The sequence below is a fragment of the Psychromonas arctica genome (genome assembly GCF_036697365.1).
GTDB classification, from domain to species: Bacteria; Pseudomonadota; Gammaproteobacteria; order Enterobacterales; family Psychromonadaceae; genus Psychromonas; species Psychromonas arctica_A.
In genome coordinates this window covers 129,685-150,082 of the sequence record NZ_JBAHZA010000006.1, presented here as the reverse complement: position 1 = coordinate 150,082, position 20,398 = coordinate 129,685, and the positions used below count along the sequence as shown (strand labels likewise).

Annotated in this window: 16 protein-coding genes; 2 read left to right on the top strand and 14 right to left on the bottom strand. The window is 37.9% G+C overall.

Translation table 11 applies throughout. The features are described 5' to 3' along the window. Positions 1-37 precede the first annotated feature (37 nt). The 9 genes from bamA to rpsB form a co-directional block, all read right to left on the bottom strand. A complete protein-coding gene (bamA, locus tag V5290_RS08875; RefSeq protein ID WP_333384237.1) occupies positions 38-2,461 on the bottom strand; it encodes an outer membrane protein assembly factor BamA in 2,424 nt (807 codons plus the stop codon). 117 nt (positions 2,462-2,578) lie between these two features. Beyond that, positions 2,579-3,952: a sigma E protease regulator RseP gene (gene rseP, locus V5290_RS08870; RefSeq protein WP_333384234.1), complete on the bottom strand. Its 1,374-nt coding sequence runs from the start codon at positions 3,950-3,952 to the stop codon at positions 2,579-2,581. Further along, entirely contained in the window at positions 3,946-5,142 is a 1,197-nt protein-coding gene (ispC, locus tag V5290_RS08865) for a 1-deoxy-D-xylulose-5-phosphate reductoisomerase (protein ID WP_333384231.1), read from the bottom strand. Before ispC ends, rseP begins: the two co-directional genes overlap by 7 nt. A gap of 2 nt (positions 5,143-5,144) precedes the next feature. Further along, complete coding sequence (locus tag V5290_RS08860) at positions 5,145-5,996, bottom strand: phosphatidate cytidylyltransferase (RefSeq protein WP_333384229.1); 852 nt, start codon at positions 5,994-5,996, stop codon at positions 5,145-5,147. Positions 5,997-6,046: 50 nt separating this feature from the next. After that, entirely contained in the window at positions 6,047-6,790 is a 744-nt protein-coding gene (uppS, locus tag V5290_RS08855; RefSeq protein WP_333384572.1) for a polyprenyl diphosphate synthase, read from the bottom strand. Between the two features lie 66 nt (positions 6,791-6,856). Further along, positions 6,857-7,414 (bottom strand): ribosome recycling factor, encoded by a 558-nt coding sequence (gene frr / locus V5290_RS08850; protein ID WP_113817954.1) that lies wholly within the window; start codon positions 7,412-7,414, stop codon positions 6,857-6,859. Positions 7,415-7,464: 50 nt separating this feature from the next. Further along, the gene (gene pyrH / locus V5290_RS08845) at positions 7,465-8,205 is read right to left on the bottom strand and encodes a UMP kinase (RefSeq protein WP_113817955.1); all 741 of its coding nucleotides are present in this window, start codon (positions 8,203-8,205) and stop codon (positions 7,465-7,467) included. 192 nt (positions 8,206-8,397) lie between these two features. Continuing rightward, positions 8,398-9,267 (bottom strand): translation elongation factor Ts, encoded by an 870-nt coding sequence (tsf, locus tag V5290_RS08840; RefSeq protein WP_333384225.1) that lies wholly within the window; start codon positions 9,265-9,267, stop codon positions 8,398-8,400. Between the two features lie 99 nt (positions 9,268-9,366). Beyond that, positions 9,367-10,098 carry a 30S ribosomal protein S2 gene (rpsB, locus tag V5290_RS08835; protein ID WP_113817957.1) on the bottom strand — a complete coding sequence of 244 codons (732 nt, stop codon included), beginning with the start codon at positions 10,096-10,098 and terminating at the stop codon, positions 9,367-9,369. A 400-nt stretch (positions 10,099-10,498) separates the two neighbouring features. On the opposite strand from rpsB, the gene map reads away from it, so the two are divergent. Both map and glnD read left to right on the top strand, forming a co-directional pair. After that, positions 10,499-11,287, top strand: coding sequence for a type I methionyl aminopeptidase (gene map / locus V5290_RS08830; protein WP_333384223.1), 789 nt, complete (start codon positions 10,499-10,501; stop codon positions 11,285-11,287). 56 nt (positions 11,288-11,343) lie between these two features. Further along, positions 11,344-13,953, top strand: a complete 2,610-nt coding sequence (gene glnD / locus V5290_RS08825; RefSeq protein WP_333384220.1) for a [protein-PII] uridylyltransferase — start codon at positions 11,344-11,346, stop codon at positions 13,951-13,953. 99 nt (positions 13,954-14,052) lie between these two features. On the opposite strand, the gene V5290_RS08820 is transcribed toward glnD, so the two are convergent. From V5290_RS08820 to V5290_RS08800, 5 genes are all read right to left on the bottom strand, one after another. Beyond that, entirely contained in the window at positions 14,053-15,105 is a 1,053-nt protein-coding gene (locus V5290_RS08820) for an ABC transporter ATP-binding protein (protein ID WP_333384217.1), read from the bottom strand. Beyond that, positions 15,105-16,736 carry an ABC transporter permease gene (locus V5290_RS08815; protein ID WP_416351610.1) on the bottom strand — a complete coding sequence of 544 codons (1,632 nt, stop codon included), beginning with the start codon at positions 16,734-16,736 and terminating at the stop codon, positions 15,105-15,107. The genes V5290_RS08820 and V5290_RS08815 overlap by 1 nt, the downstream gene beginning before the upstream one ends. Beyond that, on the bottom strand, positions 16,729-17,688 hold the full coding sequence (locus V5290_RS08810; protein ID WP_333384569.1) for a Fe(3+) ABC transporter substrate-binding protein: 960 nt from the start codon (positions 17,686-17,688) through the stop codon (positions 16,729-16,731). The genes V5290_RS08815 and V5290_RS08810 overlap by 8 nt, the downstream gene beginning before the upstream one ends. Positions 17,689-17,885: 197 nt before the next feature. Further along, a complete protein-coding gene (locus V5290_RS08805; protein ID WP_333384209.1) occupies positions 17,886-19,310 on the bottom strand; it encodes a sigma-54 dependent transcriptional regulator in 1,425 nt (474 codons plus the stop codon). Further along, positions 19,310-20,392 carry a sensor histidine kinase gene (locus tag V5290_RS08800; protein ID WP_333384207.1) on the bottom strand — a complete coding sequence of 361 codons (1,083 nt, stop codon included), beginning with the start codon at positions 20,390-20,392 and terminating at the stop codon, positions 19,310-19,312. Before V5290_RS08800 ends, V5290_RS08805 begins: the two co-directional genes overlap by 1 nt. Positions 20,393-20,398: the final 6 nt, after the last annotated feature.

Below are 20,398 nucleotides of genomic sequence, written 5' to 3'. Positions count from 1 at the left end.
TGCGCACTCTTATTGGCTTAATCAAGCAAGATAATAACTAGAAAACATCACCAATATTGAATGAGAATATTTCAGTTGTATCGCCTGCGTAGTCTTTTAATGGTACAGCTAAGGTAAAGACTAATGGCCCTAAAGGTGATACCCAAGTTAACTGAGTACCCATCGATACACGCGTTCGTCCAGGTTTAGAATAGTCACCTGCATAATCACAATTACGCGAACAACTGTAAGAAGAATAAGTGTCATAATCAAACTCTGTGTCCCAAACTTCACCCGCGTCAATAAACACGCTACTACGCAATTGTCTTGAATAAGCTTCATCTAAGAACGGCGTAGGGAAGATAAGTTCCGCACTTAATGTATATTTTGCATTACCCCCTACAGCACTATCAGTATAGGTGTTCGTTGTATTACCGCTATTGTTCACCCCCGTATAGAAAGCCCGAGGCCCGACTGAGTTACTCGAAAAACCACGTATAGTACGATACCCACCTACATAATAGTTTTCGAAGAATGGCAGGATTTGATCGCTTCCTTCAAATGTACCATAGCCGTTACCATATCCTAAACTGCCTCGTAATAAGGTTGTCCACGAACCGTCAAGTGTTAAGCGTTGATAATTACGGATATCAAAGTTAATTTTGAAATATTGTAAGTCTGAGCCAGGAATTGTTGCTTCAGCTTTTAATGTATGAGACATACCTTGTGTTGCTAACTGTCCTCTATCAAGGTTATTACGAGTCCATGTCGCACTTGCATCAAAGTTTTTAAAGTTAGCGCTACCATCAGATTTTTGAAATGAACCATATATATCCCAGAAATCACTTAACTGTTCGTAGCCATTCAACTGAGAAATACCATTGTTTTCCCAACCAATACTGAAACCTAAACGGTTAATTTCATTAACAGGAAAACCTGCACTTAATTTCAAGCCATAAGTAGTATTTGTATAATCAACAATATTTGCATCACCAGCCTCAAATTTATTGTAATAGATTTGAGCTCCACCGCTGACTCCATCTTTAGTCAAATAAGGTGTAGTGTAACTAAGATCAGCACTTAAACTGTAATCATTAACTTTAGTTTGTAATGATATTTTATCACCGCTACCTAAGAAGTTACTTTCTTGAATACCACCGCTCAAGCTAACGCCTGAATCAGTACCGAAACCAATACCAGCATTAAAACTACCAGATGATTGTTCTTCAACATTGACATTCACATCAACGAGGTCATCGCTAACACGCTCAGTATCAATGTCTACTTTTGAGAAGTAACCTAGACGATTTAAACGGGCACGTGAAAGCTCAATATTTTCACTGGATAACCACCCACCTTCCATTTGGCGCATTTCACGACGTAATACCACATCTTTCGTCGAAGTATTGCCAGAGATATTAATATATCTCACATAACCACGTTGGCCTGGATCAACAGAAAAGTTTACGACAACGGTGTTTGTTTCATCATCAATTTCAGGGTATGTGTTGATTTCAGGGAAAGCATAGCCTAAACGACCGAAGTATTTACTAATACTCTGTTCAACAGCAGCAACTTCTGACGCAGCATAAACATCACCCTTTTTAAAAGAAACTAAGCTTTTAATGTCATCATCATGGCCTAATAAGTCACCAATAAATGTCACATCTGATACATTGTAAATATCGCCCTCTTTAACGTTTACAGTGACGTAAACTCCTTTTTTATTAGGTCTTAGCGCAACTTGTGTTTCATCAATTTTAAAGCGGATATAGCCTCGATCTAAGTAATAGCTTTTAATTACCTCTAAATCACCGGATAACTTTTGCTTTTGGTAATTATCATCAGCAAATAGATCCCACCAACCATTAGACTCACTAAGAGTTAGACGTTTTAATAATTGCTCATCTGAGTAAACACTATTGCCAACAATATTAATTTGCTCTATTTTGGCAGTTAACCCTTCACGGAAAACAAACTGTAGAGAAACACGATTTCTTGGTAGAGGAGTGACAATAGTTTCAACTTGAGCAGAGTATTTCCCGACACTGTGGTAAAAGTCTTCTAAGCTTTTTTCAATACTAGTTAAAACTGTTCTATCTAATGTATCACCAACCTGTATTGATGATGATTTCAATGAATCTAATATTTGCTCTTCACTTAACTTGTCATTGCCAGTTAATTCAATTGCGCTGATCGTTGGGCGCTCTTTAACTTTAAAAACAAGTACAGACTCGTCTCTAAACAACTGGATTGATTCAAAATAGCTGGTGCTATATAACTTTTTTATTGCTTGCGATAAGTCATAATCATCGACTAAATCGCCTTCTCTAATTGGCAAACTTAATAATGCTGCACCTAAAGTGACACGTTGTAAGCCTTCGAATTGTAAATCGGAGATGGTGAACTCTTCTGCAGTAACAAAGTTAGAAAAGCACCCTGTGACAGTTAATGCCATGGCCAAAAAATATTTCTTAAACATTCTCTACGAAATCCTTTACTGCACTGGAGTGCAAAACAGTTTAAACATATAGATTAATAGCGCAGTGTATCATTATCATTTAATGATAATTACTCTCACAGTCTATTTATTTGTACTTTATAATAAATTAAGGTCATTAAGTACGGCGATTGACATAAAAGTAACCAGTACACAGGCACCGATTTTAAAACCAATTTCTTGAACTCGTTCAGAAACTTCTTTACCAGTAACAGCCTCGATGAAGTAATACACTAAGTGCCCTCCATCTAATACCGGTAATGGAATGAGATTCATAATACCCAAGTTAACACTGATTAGTGCAATAAATCCTAAAAAGTATACAAACCCATAACCTGCGCTCATCCCTGCGCCTTTAGCAATACCAATAGGCCCACTTAGGTTTTTAACTGATAAATCTCCAGTAACCAATTTCACCAATGTACTAAAGGTCAATTCAGATAACTGCCACGTTTTATCGATCCCCTTCAACGCAGCTTCAATAACACCATATTGTAAATTCACACGGAACTGCTCAGGGTAATCATCTACCTGCGGCGCCAATCCAATAAACCCTTGAATATCTCCATTAGCTAACTCTCTGGAGTCAGGTGTTAATGTAATAGTTTGACTTTGAGCTTGTCTTTCAATCTGTAATTGTAACGAATTATTAGGATTCTTTTGAATCAATTTTACAAATTGTGCCCAGTCGTCTAGTGCTTGACCGTTAATCGCAATCAGTTTATCACCCTTTAAAATACCACTTCGCTGTGCAGCACTATCATCACTTATATTAGCAGCAACAAGGTGCACTTGAGGCGAATATGGGATAAACCCAAGGCTACTCACTACAGATTGTTTTTTAGGATCAAATTGCCAATTTTGTAATGAGACTGTGTAAGTTTGGCTTGGTTCATTAACTATTTGTGAGTTTGAGCGCAAAATAGGCGCAATGGTTATGTCAACGCTCGGTTCACCAATTTGAGCAATTAATGCTAGGTTTAATGCTTCCCAGTCATTTACAGATTGGCCGTTTACAGCCTCAACTTCAAACCACTGCTGGTTAATTGTGCTCACGGGTGAATTATCTTTTATGCCATTTATAATTGGCTTAGCACTGTTTACACCAATGCTATACATAATGAAGAAAGCGACGATAGCCAATAAGAAATTAGCAATTGGTCCAGCTGCTACAATCGCTATACGCTGCCAAACAGTTTTATTGTTGAAGGCAAATTCACTCAACTCTTCAGGTACTTCTTCTACTCGTCCATCCAGCATTTTCACATAGCCGCCCAAGGGAATAGCAGCTACCGCAAATTCAGTGCCATGCTTATCTATCTTTTTAAATAAAACTTTGCCAAACCCTAGCGAAAAACGATGTACTTTTACACCGCAGCGACGAGCTACCCAAAAATGCCCGTATTCGTGAATCGCCACTAAGATGCTTAACGCAATAATAAATGAAGCTGTATTCCAAAGAAAATCTAACAAGTGATACCCCGATTAATTATGTCAGCAGCTGACTGCCTAGCTATTTTATCGATCAACAGTAACTCGTCAATTGTTGATATTTTTTGTGGTGTTAATTGATTTAACACTTCTTCAACAACGACTGCAATGGCGGGGAAGGAGATACGTTCATCTAAAAAGGCTTGTACTGCAATTTCATTAGCAGCATTAAGCGTAGTGGTAGCATGTTGGCCTTGATAACAAGCATCAATGGCTAACTTTAAACATGGATAACGGTTGAAATCAGGTGCTACAAAACTGAAATCATTTGTACTAAAGAAATCAAAATTATCTACACCACTTTTGATGCGTTTTTCTCCACCCATTACATGTGCAATAGGCACACGCATATCTGGATTCCCCATTTGTGATATCACACTTCCATCTTGGTATTGCACCATCGAATGGATTACTGATTGGGGATGGATAATAACTTGTAGCTGTTCTTTATTCGCATTAAATAACCATTTAGCTTCGATATACTCTAAGCCTTTATTCATCATAGTTGCTGAATCAATAGAGATTTTAGGTCCCATCGACCAATTCGGATGTTTAATAGCAGCTGCTGGTGTAATATCAGAAAATTCACCTAAATCTTTATTCAAGAATGGACCGCCCGATCCGGTTAACAATATTTTAGAAACGCCAGCTTCTTTTAAATCACAATGTCCGATTGTTTCTTGTAGGCTTGCCGACATAGATTGAAAAATGGCATTATGCTCACTATCAACTGGCCACAACTTTGCACCAGATGCTTTTACTGCTTCAATGAATAGAGCGCCAGACATCACCAATGATTCTTTATTGGCAAGAAATATTTCTTTACCGGCATGGACAGCAGCTAAGGTTGTTTTTAATCCAGCAGCACCGACAATAGCAGCCATCACGGAATCAATCTGCTCACTACCCAATAATGCAAGAACGTCATTCTCGTTAAGTACTTGGCAGGTTAAATTATGGTCTTGTAACTGTTTATTTAATTGGGCTGAAGCCTCTGTATTAGCAAGGGCAACATATTGAGGGGTAAATTCAATGCATAATGCCAACATTTTTTGTACATTACTTGCGGCATAAAGAAATTGCACATTATACAGTGTTGGATTCTGACGACATACACTAAGCGTACTATCACCAATCGAGCCAGTTGCCCCTAATACCGCTAAATTTTTCATGATTAAGCTAACCAATAGATATAAATAAGCGAAAATACAGGTAAAGCGGCAGTAAGACTATCGATACGATCTAAAATTCCGCCATGGCCAGGCAATAAATTGCTACTATCTTTTAAGCCAGCTTCGCGTTTAAAGATACTTTCAGTCAAATCACCTAATGCAGAGACTAATGTGGTAATGATTGAAGCAATAAAAAATATAACTAATTTGTTATCCGCTATAGCGAAATATTGGCTAGCAAAGTAAGCAACAATAGCAGCACAGACTACCCCACCTAATAAACCTTCAATGGTTTTACCTGGACTAACATTCGGTGCCAACTTACGTTTACCAAACTGACGCCCTGCAAAATAAGCACCGGAATCAGCGGCCCAAACAAGCAAGAAAACATACATAACTAATTGAGAACCAAAATAGAAATCAACATTAATATTCACTGAACGTAGTACTACTAAGCCCCAAAAAAATGGTACCAATGTTAACAATCCAAATAAAGCTTTGGTGGCACGACTAGATTTCCATCGTTTAGCAGAACCGGGGTAACCTATGACCATCAATAGTGCAACACACCACCATACTGCTGCTACAACTAAACCTGATGAAATATAAGGATTTAATGTGTGCTCTATCCAAATATGTTCTGAAGGGATTAAGAACAGGCTAATACCTAAGATAATTGCAAAAACGTATAAGATTTTAGAGGAAGGTTCTTTGCTGACAAACCCAGCCCATTCTTTACTAGCTAATAGAAATACAACCGTAGCGAATAAGATAAAAAATTTAAGTGGTAAGAAAAAAATAGCAGCAATCGCTAAGGGCGCTAATACCAGCGCAGTTATAATTCGTTGTTTCACAGAAAAGTCCCGTTATTGTCTGTAGACCAAAATACTTAGCTTGGTATGATTTAGCAGTTTACTTGAGCGCTAGTTTGTCCAAAACGTCGCTCTTTACCTGAGAATACATCGAGTGCTAACTGAAAGGCATCCGCATCAAAATCGGGCCACAATGTATCGGTAAAATAAAGTTCTGCGTAAGCTAATTGCCATAATAAAAAGTTGCTAATGCGATAATCGCCACCTGTTCTAATCATCAGATCTACACTTGGTAAATCACTCAAACATAGGGTTTTGCATAGTAAACTTTCATCAATTTCATCAACAGATAATTCACCATTTTGTACTTGGATTGCAATATTTTTAGTTGCATTAGCAATATCCCAACGTCCACCATAGTTAGCGGCGACATTGAGGGCTAAACCAGTATTATTTTTCGTTAACTCTTGACCTTCTTTTACCTTCTTTTGTAATCGCTCACTGAAACCTGAAATATCACCAATGATGGTTAGTTTAATATTGTTTTTATGTAGCTTTTTAATTTCACGTCCTAACACCATAAAGAAAAGCTCCATTAACATGCTTACTTCTTGTTCAGGGCGTTTCCAGTTTTCGCTACTAAAAGCAAAAATAGTTAAAGCTTCAAGCTTGCTATCTCTTGCAAAGGTGATTGTTTTACGTAATGCCGTTACGCCATGTTTATGGCCAAAAACGCGATGTTTGCCTTGTTTTTCAGACCAACGACCATTTCCGTCCATGATAATAGCGACGTGTCTTGGAAGTTTGTTATTAAGCGTTTCTGTAGTCACAGTAATCCTTTACAAAAAGTAAAATGCACCTGCTACAAAGTAAAAGGTGCATATGTTTAATAATAGCTAGAACTAAACTTCTAACAATTCAGCTTCTTTAACAGCTAATACTTCATCTACTTTTTTAATGCTTTCATTAGTCGCTTTTTGAACTAACTCTTCACCTTGTCTTTGTTGATCTTCACTGATCTCTTTTTCTTTCTCAAGGTCCTTAAAATCGCCATTAGCATCACGACGAATATTACGAATAGCAATACGTGTATTTTCAGCTTCACCACGAACGACTTTAATTAAATCCTTACGACGTTCTTCAGTTAATGGCGGTAAAGGGATACGAATAACCGTACCTGCAGACATAGGGTTTAAACCTAGGTTAGAGCCCATAATAGCTTTTTCTACTGCTGCAATTAACGTCGCATCGAATACGGTAATAGTTAATGTACGTGCATCTTCAGTTGAAACATTACCTACTTGACGTAGTGGTGTATTTGAACCGTAATAAGGCACCATAATACCATCTAACAAGCTCGGGTGCGCACGGCCTGTACGCACTTTTGCTAATTGGCTTTTAAATGATTCGATGCTTTTGTTCATTCGAGTTTGTGCATCATCTTTGATTTCGTTAATCATATCTTTTTCCTAACTTAATTGAGTCTATATCAAGGCTATTTGATTAATAATTAAATATTTTCTTCTGCGTGAGTGATAGTTGTACCTTCATCTCCACCTAATACAACACGGCTTAATGCACCAGGTTTGTTCATGTTGAAGACACGAATAGGTAAGCTATGATCACGTGCTAGAGTAAAGGCAGCTAAGTCCATCACTTGCAATTCTTTTTCTAATACAGTTTGGTAATCTAATACACTGTATAATTTAGCATCTGGGTTTTTAACTGGGTCTGCATCGTAAACACCATCAACTTTAGTGCCTTTTAGTACTGCGTCGGCTTCAATTTCAATACCACGTAAACAAGCAGCAGAATCAGTTGTAAAGAATGGGTTACCAGTTCCAGCTGAGAAGATAACAACAGTCCCTAGCTTTAAGTACTTAATTGCTTCTGCCCAGTTATAATCGTCACATACACCATTTAATGGAATCGCTGACATTAAACGAGAGTTTACGTGTGAACGATGTAACGCATCACGCATTGCTAAACCATTCATAACTGTTGCTAACATACCCATGTGGTCACCCACAACACGGTTCATCCCTGCTTGTGCTAAGCCAGCGCCACGGAAAATGTTACCACCACCAATAACTAACCCAACTTGTACACCCGATTCAATTAAAGATTTAATCTCTAATGCCATGCGATCTAGCACTTTTGGGTCAATACCGAACCCTTCTTCACCAACGAGCGCTTCGCCACTCAATTTTAATAAAATACGACGATAAGCTGATTTAGGGTTAGTGCTCATAATTCCATTCCTTAAGTTGAAATAATACCGATTTTTTAAAAGAATTATAAAAAGAGTTTTAAAAAATAAGTCTAAAATAGGTGATTATACAGAAAAATTCTATTACTTTTTAATATAAAAGAACCGCAGTCATGCCGCGGTTCTTTTTACAACGGTCTATGTATTAAACATTACCTATTGTTTTGAAGTAGATTACTTAGCAGCAGCCATTGTTGCAGCAACTTCAGCAGCAAAATCTTCTTCTTTTTTCTCAATACCTTCACCAACTTCTAAACGCACAAAAGAGACTACGTCTGCACTTGCACCTTTAAGAAGTTTAGCAACAGAGATTGATGGATCTTTAATGAAAGATTGACCAGTTAAACTTACTTCACCAGTAAACTTAGCCATACGACCATTAACCATCTTCTCTGCGATTTCAGCAGGCTTGCCGCTTTCAATTGCGATTTGTAATTGAATTTCTTTTTCTTTAGCAACTACGTCTGCAGGTACATCTTCAGGTTTAACAAACTGAGGAGCTGCTGCTGCAACGTGCATTGCGATATCTTTAGCTAGTTCAGCGTCACCGCCAGTTAGCACAGAGATAACACCGATTTTACGGCTGTGTACGTAAGCGCCTAGGTTTTCACCTTCAACGATTTGTAAACGACGTACAGAGATGTTTTCACCGATTTTAGCAACTAAAAGTTCACGTGCTTCGTTAACTGTAATGTCATCGTATGCAAGTGCGTTTAGTGCTTCAACTGAATCAACTTTATTTGCAAGTGCGATATCAGCTGCTTTTTCAGCAAATGCTAAGAAGCTTTTATCCATTGCAACGAAGTCTGTTTCACAGTTAACTTCAATGATTAATGCTGTAGTGCCGTCTGTTTTAGCAAAGATAGCACCTTCAGCAGCAATACGGCCTGCTTTTTTAGCTGCTTTAATTGCACCTGATTTACGCATATTTTCAATTGCAAGCTCGATGTCGCCATCTGCCTCAACTAATGCTTTTTTACAATCCATCATACCCGCAGCTGTGCGGTCACGAAGTTCTTTAACTTGCTTAGCTGTAATAGCCATCGTTTGAATTCCTATATTATTTCTATAAAAAAGGGGCCATATAGACCCCTGATAACCAACCAAATATTGGTTAATAAGAGCTTCTATTAAAAGAAGTGCTTATTTCTCAGCTGATTCTTCTTCAACAAAACCTTCAGCGACTACTACTTCTGCAGTACGGCCTTCTTTAACAGCTTCAGCAGCTGCACTTAAGTAAAGCTTAACTGCACGGATAGCATCATCATTACCAGGAACGATGTAATCGATGTTATCTGGGCAAGAGTTAGTATCTACAACAGCGATAACTGGAATACCTAGGTTATTCGCTTCTTTAATTGCAATGTGCTCGTGATCTGCATCGATTACGAAGATTGCATCTGGGATACCACCCATGTTTTTGATACCACCAAGTGTTTTTTCAAGCTTTTCTAATTCACGAGTACGCATTAGCGCTTCTTTCTTAGTTAGCTTGTCAAAAGTACCGTCTTGGCTTTGAGTTTCAAGATCTTTCAAACGTTTGATCGATTGACGAACTGTTTTCCAGTTAGTCAACATACCACCTAACCAGCGGTGATCTACGTAGAACTGATCACATGAAATTGCAGCTTCTTTAACAGCTTCTGAAGCTGCACGTTTAGTACCAACAAAAAGGATTTTACCTTTTTTAGCTGCTTTAGCTTCTAAGAAGTTAAGCGCTTGGTTAAACATTGGAACTGTTTTTTCAAGGTTGATGATATGAACTTTATTACGAGCACCAAAAATGAATGGTTTCATTTTTGGGTTCCAGTAACGAGTTTGGTGACCGAAGTGAACGCCTGCTTGTAGCATATCGCGCATTGATACTGTTGCCATTTGAATTTCCTCTTAAGGGGTTAGGCCTCCACACATCCCATACACTCGACCATTAATTTCTTAAACAGAAAAAGGCACCCCGAGTGACGTGTCGATGCGTGTGTGTTATTTAAATAATAATCTTTAATATTCAATATGTTATAAATAGTGAATAGATTATCTGGATTATTTGAGAGAGCGATCAAAAAATTAATCTATCAATCTCGGTGCGCTTTATACCACAGTTACTAAATTAGCTCAATAAATAGCGTATCGAATAACGCTTTTTTTAAGCCCGTTATTTATGAACAATGAGTCCTTTGCTTTAAACTCCGTTGCTATTATTTTGTCTAGCACCAAAGCTTAAAATTCTTTATAGTTACACTATAAATTTTTATTCAAAAAAGTGTAGAGAACTCTCATGGCAGGACTGATCAAAACCCCAGAAGAAATAGAGAAAATGCGCGTTGCAGGTCAACAAGCAGCTGATGTATTAACTATGATTGAACCGCATGTTAAGAAAGGTGTAACAACTAACGAGTTGAATCAACTTTGTCACGACTACATAGTCAATGTACAAGGCGGTATTCCAGCACCTTTAAATTACCACGGTTTTCCTAAATCAATCTGTACTTCCTTAAACTATGTAGTATGTCACGGTATTCCCAATGACAAACCATTGAAAGACGGCGATGCGCTAAACATTGATATCACAGTAATCAAAGACGGTTACCATGGCGATACATCAAAAATGTTCATGGTTGGCAAAGGAACAATCCTTGCTGAACGTCTATCTCGTGTTGCACAGGAATGTTTATATATCGGCATTAACATGGTTAAGCCAGGTGTGCGCTTGGGTGATATTGGAGCTGCGATTCAAAAGCATGCAGAAAACCATAACTACTCAATTGTGCGTGAATACTGTGGCCATGGTATTGGAGCAGGCTTCCATGAAGAGCCTCAAGTATTGCATTACGGTAAAAAAGGTACGGGTGAAGTTTTAAAAGCCGGGCAATGTTTTACTATTGAACCAATGCTAAACGCTGGTAAACGAGACTGTAAAGTATTACGTGACGAATGGACTGTTGTCACTAAAGACAAGAAACTATCAGCGCAATGGGAACACACTTTATTAGTGACAGAAACGGGTGTTGAAATTTTAACACTACGTCCTGAAGAAACAATAGAGCGTATTATTAACCCAGCATAAACGTAAAGACAACCTGCATACACCCTTGTATGCAGGTTACAATATCGAGGCTTTAAATGGACTTTGAACAGTATTCTCCGCTAAATATTCAACCACAAGATCTCACGATTCCTTTTCTCAAAAATCATCTTCAAACATTTTCTGATTGGCAACTTGAGCAGTTTCAAGCTAAACAACATATTAATGATATTGTAGCGATGCGTGCCTTGTATGTTGATGAACTATTAGGTCGACTGTGGGACTTAGTTGGCTTAGATGAAAGTTATGATCTGAGTTTATTAGCCGTGGGTGGATACGGTCGTGGAGAATTACATCCGAAGTCTGATATTGATTTATTAATATTATCCGATCATGGTTTCAGCCAAGCTTCAGAGGAAAAGATCAGCCAGTTAATCACCCTACTCTGGGATCTAAAACTGGATGTCGGTAACAGCGTTCGTACTATTAAAGATTGTGTCGAACAAGGTAAAGCAGACATTACCATTGCAACCAGTATGATTGAGTCTCGCTTATTAAAAGGTAATCAAAATACTTTTGATAAGCTCCAAGAAGTGATCGCAGAAGACGATTTTTGGCCATCAGATAAATTTTTCACCATTAAAAAGGAAGAGCAATTTGGACGCCATAAAAATTGCCGTGGTGATGGTTATACATTAGAACCTGATATCAAGAATGGTTGTGGTGGCTTGCGAGATATTCAAACCATTGCTTGGGTTTCTAAACGTCACTTTGATGCGCAAAGTTTATTAGAGCTCACCTCATACGGTTATATTACACAAGCTGAATATCATGAAATTAGCGATTGTCAGTCACAACTCTGGACGATTCGCTTTGCTCTGCATACAGTTACAAACCGCCCTGATAATCGTTTACTATTTGACTTTCAAAGTGATGTGGCTAAATTATTAGGCTATACCGGACAGCGTAATGAAGCAGTAGAACAGATGATGAAAGTGTTCTATCAAACCATCCGCCGTGTTAAAGAACTCAATGAGATGTTATTACAATACTTTGATGAAGCCATCTTAGGTAATGTAGCAACAGAATTCCATGATATTGATGAGCATTTCAGAATCCGTGGTAATAAAATTGAATTAACCACTTCTGGTTTTTTCCAAGAAAACCCAGAAGCAATGATTCAATTATTTGTGCATATCGCAAATGACCAACGCATCAAGGGTATCTACTCAGCAACCTTAAGAGAACTACGTGAAGCTCGTCGATGCTTAACCCACTGGTTGCAAAATATCCCAGAATGCCGTTCAGTCTTTATGGAGATTATAAAACATCCTCGAGGAATGGGCTTACCTTTTACATTAATGTATGAACACGGTGTGTTAGCTGCTTATATCCCCCAATGGAGTCGCATTGTAGGGCAAATGCAGTTTGACCTATTCCATGCTTACACTGTTGATGCACATACACACAAACTTGCTAAATTAATTAATAACTATCCCAATAGTAAAGCAGAGCATCCCCTAGCTCATGAAATATTTAAAAGCTTAGAGAAGCCTGAATTACTGTTTTTAGCCACTATTTTCCATGATATTGCTAAAGGCCAACAAGGTGACCACTCAACATTAGGTGCTGTAGATGCACTCGCTTTTTGTGGTTTACATGGTTTAACTCGTCACGAAAGCAAAGTGGTGGCTTGGTTAGTTGAGCACCATTTAACCATGTCTGTAACGGCACAACGCCGTGATATTAGTGACCCTAATGTAATCATTGAGTTTGCTAAAACAGTAAGAGACGAGAAACACCTGAATCTACTTTATTGCCTTACCGTAGCAGATATCTGTGCAACTAATGAAGATACTTGGAATAGCTGGAAAGCTTCTCTATTGCGTGATTTATACTATAAAACATTAACCATGCTACGCCGTGGTTTAGAAAACCCACCAGATGTCCGCGACCGAATTCGTGATCGCCAATTTAAAGCCTTAGCTATTTTGGCAGAACAAGGTATTAGTGAAGCGCAAGTACAGCCTCTATGGAAGCGTTTTAGATTAAACTACTTTTTCCGTTATACATCGGCACAAATCTGTTGGCATACAAAACATTTATTAGCGCATCAAGATCATGACCGACCAATGGTATTAATCAGTACTGAAAATGCGCGAGGCAGTGAAATTTTTGTTTATAGTAGAGATATTCGCACTTTGTTTTCATCAGTGGTTACTGAAATAGATAATAAAAAACTTAGTGTTCAAGATGCAAAAATCCTCTCTAGTCGTGATAATTACTCACTAAGTACTTTTACAGTACTAGAAGAAGATGGTGAACATATTGACGTTGATAAAATTCAACGTGTTAAAGAAGCGATTATTGATACATTATTAAAACCAAATATAGTTAACTCTAATATTATTCGTTTAGAGCGAGTCAAAAGACCCTTTAAATTTGAACCTCAAATTACCTTCTTACCGACACGCCGCAAGCGAACACAAATTGAAGTGGTTGCCTTTGATGCTCCGGGTATTTTAGCAAATATAGGCACAGTATTTGTAGAACATGGATTAATGTTAGATACAGCAAAAATCACGACTATTGGTGAAAGAGCGGAAGATTTATTTATTGTTTCTACTGTTGAAGGGGATGCGCTAAGTAAAGAGCAGGAGGATGCGTTAAAGGTTAGTCTTATGTACGAGTTAAGTCCTAGTACATAACTATATTGGATCTATAATCATAACAAAAGCCAGTGACTTTCTAAGCACTGGTTTTTGTTAGTTGTAGTTGTTATTAATAGATTAGAAACGCAGTACTACTTAATCAGCAAATACCACAAAATCATGATTTAATAAGCTTAATGTTACTTTATCTCCTTCTTGGAAGAAAACACTATCGCAAGTATGATTACTGTACTTAATTAAAAAATCCTGCCCTGCAAATTGTGCTGTTATCTGTTGAGAAGCCCCTTGAAATGCAACCTGTTTAACCACAGCTTTACCACTTTGATCTGGTGTGATATCAATATGTTCAGGTCTTAATAAAAGGCGTAATGCCGCTTCCTTTGGCTGGTCTATTTTAGCTTGTGTGTATAACACGCCAAAACAACTCTGATAGCTATAGTCATCTAAAATATTTAAACCAATATAATTAGCTTGCCCCATAAAGTCTGCAACATAGATGGAGTTAGGTGCTCGATATAATTTTTGCGCGGTATCTATTTGTACTATTTTTCCAGCTTTCATTAAAGCAATACGATCTGCAAAAGCAAAGCCTTCTTCTTTAGAATGGGTAACGAATAGTGCACTCATTTGACGCTGTTTAAAGAGATGACGGATTTCGTGGATTAGTTGAAAACGAACGTGCTGGTCTAGATTAGAGAAAGGCTCATCTAATAACATTAAATCAGGTTGATATGCCAATGCACGAGCTATGGCAATACGTTGTTGTTGTCCGCCAGATAGCTGATGTGGGAAGCGCTTTTCCATATCGCTCAGCTGAACTAAGGCTAAGACCTCTTCAACACGCTGTTGTTTTTCACTTTTAGACATATTAGTTGCTAGCGAAAAAGCTACATTATCAAAGACATTTAAATGTGGAAATAATGCATAATCTTGAAAAATAAGTCCTATTTTTCGTAATTCAGGCGGAATGTTAGTTTGTGGGTCGTTAAGTACTTTTTGCTGGATGCTAATATCACCAGAAAGCTCAGATTGTAACCCAGCTACCGCTCTTAATAAGGTCGTTTTACCACAACCGCTTTCACCTAGTAGACAAACTATCTCATTATTTTCTAAAGTCAGGTTTAACCCAGCTAATACAGACGTTTTTTGATACGAACAACTGAGGTTTTTTATATCTAACGCACTCATTAATGCTTTTGCTCCAACAAACGATTAACTACAACAAATGGAATCAAGCCTAATGCAATGATCATTAAAGCTGGTAAAGCTGCGTATTCTATCATCTCATCAGAGACATATTGATAAACATAAGTAGCTAATGTTTCAAAATTAAAAGGACGTAAAAGCAAAGCCGCAGGTAGTTCTTTCATTGATTCAATGAACACTAAAATAAAGGCAGTTAATAATCCTTTTTTAATCAATGGTATATTAACACGCCACAAGGTTTTTGCAGGCCCATTACCTAAGGTTCTAGAGGCTAAATCTAATGATGGAGAGACTTGCACTAAGCTACTGTCAACACTGCCTACAGCTATAGCACTAAAACGAACCAAGTAGCCCAAAACTAACACAGCGACTGAGCCAGAAAAAACAAGTCCAACGGGTGATATATCCCATTTGATTAATAAATCATTTAGTAATAGGTCTAAGCTAGTTAATGGAATCAACACTCCAATAGCAACGACTGTACCTGGCACAGCATAGCCTAAAGAAGATAAGCGAATACTGGATTTAGCTAATATTCCCGGGCTTAAACGCTGATAAAAATTAACAATAAGCGCAACTAATAGCGCCAAAATAGCAACTAAAAAAGCAAGCCATAAACTATTTAACGTATAATTAAATAACTGATCGTTTAATGACTCCATGAAATAATTCACGGCATAATAAATCAAGGTTCCAATTGGAATAAATAATGAAAGCCCTAATAAGGACCAAGTAAAACCAAGCACTCCCCACTTTTTCCAGCCAGTAAGATGAAAACGAAGATCGGTACTTCCACTGTTATTACGTTGATAAACTTGTTGTTTGCGTCGGCTATAATTCTCTAAGGAAATTAAAATAACTAAAGCCAATAACATCAAAGAAGATATCTTAGCCGCTGTCGTTAAACTGCCTAATTCCAACCAAGTATCATAAATTGCAGTCGTCAACGTATGAACCGCAAAATAATTAACCGTCGCAAAATCCCCTAATGTTTCCATCGCAATTAAAGATATTCCAACGGCCATTGCAGAGCGGGAGAGTGGGATGCTCACTTTCCAAAAAGCACGATAAGGTGATAAACCTAATGTTCTTGCCGCTTGAAATAGTCCAGCTGACTGGGTTAAAAAAGCACCACGTAGTAACAAATATAAATAAGGAAATAATGATAGCGCTAAAATAAAGGAAGCACCGAATAAGGTACGAATATCAGGAAAGTAGTAATCTGTGACTGATTGCCAGCCAAACCAAGCGCGTAAAGTAAGTTGAACAGGCCCAGCAAAATCTAATAAGTCAGTGTAAACAATAGCAACAATATATGGCGGCATTGCTAAAGGTAACATCAAAATCCACTGTAATTTTTTACGTGTAGGAAACTCACAACATGCGACAAACCAAGCTGAAGGTAACGCAAAGACAAGGCTAATCAGAATAACAAATAGAATAACAAGAATCGAATTATGAATATAATCGAATAAGACAGTGTCTAAAATATGCTTAAAACTACCACTTTCATCGAAATTAAAAGCATTAATAAATATAGCAAAAACAGGAGATAACAAAATACAAGTTACTACCCAAGGTAGTAACTTGTAAAGATTAAACGGGTTAGAGATCAAATTTCACTTCATCCAGTAACTTGATAGCTGCTTCATGTTGTGCAGCCACGTCTGATAATTTAATCTTATCTTGTTTGAATTCCCCCCAAGATGCAACCAATTCCGATGGTTTAACATCAACTTTTACAGGATATTCAAAGTTATCTTCAGCATACATTTGTTGTGCAACATCACCAGATAAAAATTCGATTAATTTAACCGCATTTTCTTTATTAGGTGCATACTTAACTAATGAAACACCACTAATATTCATGTGTGTGCCAGTAGTTTCTTGATTAGGGAAATTGATATGTACTGCTTCAGCCCAAGCAACTTGTTTTGGGTCGTTAAGCATTTTGCCTAAATAGTAGCTATTGGTTAATGCATAATCACATAAACCTTCTTTAACAGCTTTAACTTGTGCGCGATCATTACCTTGTGGTTTACGAGCTAAATTGGCTTTTAATCCTTCTAACCAAGTTTTTGCTTTTGCTTCACCTTCATGTGCAATAATCGATGCTAACAAAGAAACATTATAAGGATGTTTACCAGAGCGCATGCATACTTTCCCTTTAAAAGCTGGTGTAGCAAGATCTTGGTAAGTAATAGAAGGAGCTGGACCAACGCGATCGACAGAAGAGTAAATGCTACGAGCACGAGTTGTTAATGCAAACCACTGCTTGTCAGCACCTTGGTATTGTTCTGGGATATTTTCATTGATTACATCGCTATTGACTGGTTGTGCTAAACCATCTTCAGTGAACAATGCTAAACGACTAAAATCTGAAGTTAACATGACATCTGCTTGAGATAATGAACCTTCTCGCTTGATACGCTCAATTAGCCCTTTTTTTGCAAATAAAATGTTAACTTTGATACCAGTTTCATCAGTGAACTCTTTCATCATTGGTTCAATTAAAAAAGGCTGGCGATAAGAATACACATTGACTTCTCCGGCAGCAAAAGACATTGAACTAGCCAATACAGATGCACCAGCAAACAAAACAGTTAAACCTTTTTTGATAAACATATTTCTTCCTATAAATAAGTATCATTATGAATGGCCGACCATTCTATTGATAACAATTATTATTTACAAGCTTAATTTATGCACAAATTTTTATTTTGATGCTTCTTTAACAATATCATACATAACTCAACAATTAGTTATACTGGGAGTGCAACGCCTTGCTCTTTCATGCGAGCAATTTTATATCGTAAAGTACGTGGGCTAATACCTAATAACTCAGCAACATCTTTACGTTTTCCACGACAGGTTTGCAAAGCATCTAAGATCATTTTTTGTTCTTGTTGTTTCAATCCTTGCCCTAAACCATCATCGGTTACTATCACTTCTGCTTCAACTTGCTTTGATGGTGTATTTATAAGGTTACTGTCTACATAAAAGTTCGCAGAGTTTGTCATTGTTGGCTGAATTATGTGTTCAAATTGTTGATCTTCTAATATTAACGCCTCACAACCAATGGTATCCCCTACAGACAAAATAAGTGCTCTCTGCATTACATTATCCAATTCTCGAACATTACCTGGCCATGTGTAGTTAATTAACAACTGTTCTGCTTGTTCAGATAATTGAGGAATAGGAAGTGCTTGGTCTGTTGCATGACTGGCTAGTAAATGCATTGCCAAAGGTAAAATATCACCTTTACGTTGATGTAAAGGTAACCACTGTAGAGGAAAAACATTAAGACGATAATATAAATCTTCTCGAAAAATACCCGCCTCTACAGCTTTTTTAATATCTCGGTTACTTGTTGCTAAGACTCGAATATTCAATTTAATCGTTTTACGAGATCCTAGACGTTCGACCTCTCTCTCTTGTAATACTCGTAATAATTTAACTTGCAGCTCTAATGGCATTTCAGTTATTTCATCTAACAGAATTGTTCCGTTTTGTGCCTGTTCAAATTTGCCAGGGCAAGCTTGAATCGCTCCTGTAAAGGCGCCTTTTTCATAACCAAACAGAGTGGCTTCCAGCATATTATCAGGAATTGCCCCGCAGTTAATGGCAATAAAAGGGTTGTCTTTGCGTGCAGACTTATCATGTAAATAACGGGATAAAACCTCTTTACCTGAACCACTCGGGCCAGTAATCATTACTGAGGCATCTGTTCCAGCAACCTTTTCAGCAACACTTAGCAATGAAGCTGTTGAAGGGTCGCCAAACACAGGGGTACAAGAAGGTACTTTATGCACAGGTGCATAGCGGCTGACTTGATTTAATAATACTTCCGGCGAAAAAGGTTTAGCTAAGTAATCTATTGCACCATCGCGAATTGCTTTTACCGCATCGTCAATAGTGGCATAGGCAGTCATTAATAGCACAGGCGTTTCTGGATATTTACTTTTAATATTTTGCAATAATGTTAGACCGCTCATTCCTCCCATTTGAATATCACTCACTACCAGATCGAAGGTTGATTTGCTAAGCGCTATTAATGCTGACTCAGCACTGTCGACTTCTTGACAATCGTATCCAGCTAATAACAATGTATCAATTAACGCTTCGCGCAATCCAGCATCATCCTCTACGACTAATAGTTTACCTTGTGATTTATTATGATTCATCATTACGCTCCTACCACTTTACTTAATTGCACTCGATGAAGTGGCAGCACTAAGGTAAAACAACTGCCTTTACCTACTTCAGATTTAACTTCAACAGTTCCTTTATGGGACTGCACTACCCCTTGAACCACTGCTAAGCCTAAACCTGTGCCTTGTGATTTAGTGGTATAAAAAGCTTCCATTACTTTGGCTAAACGTTGTTTTTCAATGCCGGGGCCATTATCCATCACTGAGATTTCAATTTTGTCTTCACCACGCTGGATTGCACTGATGTACAAATGAGCGCCTTGTCCAGTTGCTTCAACGGCATTGGAGATTAAATTAGTCATCGCACTAGTGAGTGCATTTTTATTCGCCAAAATAAATAGATCTGGATCAGGCAGCTTACATTGTAGATTGCCTGAGACCCCTAACATCATGGCATCACTGGCATTTCTAACTTCCTCTAAGAGTGCAGCAACGGACACTTCCTCAACTATTTTTTGTTCACCACTACGTGCAAACAACAACATGTCATTTACTTGTGTCTCTAAATCTTGTAAACGATTCATCAGCTTACCCTGAAAGCGTGAACGCGCGGTTTCATTAAGTGTTTTATTCGCTAAGTTTGCACCATATAACATAGCTGCTGATAAAGGTGTGCGGATTTGATGTGCTAATGACGCGACCATTTTCCCTAAAGAAGATAAACGCTTTAAGGTCGCCACATGCTCCTGTAATTGGCGAGTATGCGTTAAATCTGTAAGTAGAATAAGTTGCCCTGGTTGCCCTTCCAATGAGGAAATTGAAAGTTGAATACGACGACCATTTTTTAAGGAAATTTCATGACCATCATCATTTTTAGGGCTAAATGAGCGTTTGATAATATCGCTCCAACGCATATTTTCTAATGGCTCCCCTAGCAACTGTATTGCAACACGGTTCGCTTGCTCAACAATTCCGTTGCCATCAATGACAATCAAACCAGAAGGCAACTCGTTGTACAATTGATCCATGTAGTTGGCTTGAGCACGAAGTTGTTCTAGCTCCCCTACATAGCTTTCTGTTTGTAACGATGATGCTTGAGTTGATTGTGTAGTAGTCATGGCGAC